Source organism: Gordonia polyisoprenivorans NBRC 16320 = JCM 10675 (assembly GCF_000241325.1).
GTDB classification, from domain to species: domain Bacteria; phylum Actinomycetota; class Actinomycetes; order Mycobacteriales; family Mycobacteriaceae; genus Gordonia; species Gordonia polyisoprenivorans.
In genome coordinates, this window is the sequence record NZ_BAEI01000027.1 from 1 (window position 1) to 1,286 (window position 1,286).

1 protein-coding gene is annotated in these 1,286 nt (G+C 62.7%); it reads right to left on the reverse strand.

Features of this window, described 5'->3' with window-relative positions; translation table 11 throughout:
* Nucleotides 1–60: 60 nt before the first annotated feature.
* Nucleotides 61–1,205 (reverse strand): IS3 family transposase gene (locus tag GOPIP_RS06815; RefSeq protein WP_085949113.1). Its coding sequence is split into 2 segments (ribosomal slippage): nt 61–938 and nt 938–1,205, totalling 1,146 coding nucleotides; the frame shifts between segments, so codons are not numbered across the junction.
* Nucleotides 1,206–1,286: the final 81 nt, after the last annotated feature.

A 1,286-nucleotide genomic window follows, 5' to 3' on the forward strand; every position in this document is an offset into this window, starting at 1 on the left:
CTGGCAGGTCCCCGATAGCCGGTCCAGGCCGTTCTAGAGCCAGTTCCTACTTGCAGTCGATCAGTCGATCTCGCAGCCCACGGGGTGATGCTGGTGGGTGCATTGGGCAGCGTACTCGGCGGGGGTCTGGTAGCCCAGCGCTGAGTGTCGGTGTCGGTGGTTGTGGTCGTCTTTGAAGTCGCCGATGACCACCCGGGCCTCTAGCAGGGTCGGCCAGCAGTTGCGGTTCAGGCACTCGTCGCGTAGTCGGTTGTTGAACGACTCGATGAACCCGTTGTTCCACGGTGTGCCGGGCGGAATGTAGGAGATGCCCACCAACCCTGCACAAAACGCCTGCAGCGCCTCAGAGATGAACTCAGGGCCGTTATCCATACGCAGCACCATCGGCGGTCCACCCCAGATCGCGAACACCTTCTCCAACTCCTCGATCAGGCGCTCGGCAGCGATCGAGCGGTCCACGATATTCAGCAACGACATCCGGGTGTGCTCATCGACCATCGACGCAATCTTCACCTTCTTCCCATCCATCGTGGAATCGAACTGAAAGTCCAACGCCCACACCACTTTCGGCGCATCAGCATCGATGATCGGCACCGACGACTGGCCGGCCCGCTTCCGGCGCGGGGCACGGCGGACCTGCAGGCCCTCCTCTTTCCACAACCGATGCACCTTCTTCTTATTGATCTCGATACCGTCGTCGAAGCGCAGATGCGCCCACGCCCGCCGGAACCCGTGCCGCGGATTCTTGCGGGCGTAGGTGCGCAGCTGCTCCCGCAGTGCGGCATCCGGGTCGGCCGGAGTCTGCGCCTGCGGCAGACACCGATACGCCGATCGGGAAAGCCCAACTACCTTGCACGCCATACGCTCTGACATGTTCTTCACATCTTTGAGCATGTCGATGGCGGCGCGTTTGGCGGTTGGGCTCAGAATTTTCCCTTGGCGATCTCCCGCAGCGCGTCCTTCTCCAGTTCAGCATCGGCGAGCAGGCGTTTGAGCCGACTGTTCTGCTCGCGCAGTTCCTTGAGTTCCTTGGCGGCATCGCCGTCCATACCGCCGTACTGGCGGCGCCAGTTGTACAACGTCGCGGCCGACACCTCGAGGTCGGCGGCGATTTCCTCGCCGGTCTTTCCCTCCGCCGCCAACTCATCAGCCCGGCGCAGCTTGCGCACGATGTCCTCCGCCGAGTGCCGCTTCCGTCCTGCCATGATCCCTATCGTCCCTTCGTGCCCTCATCAGGGCAATCAGGACTCTAGAACAACCCGGACCGGTTCACGGGGGACACGCCA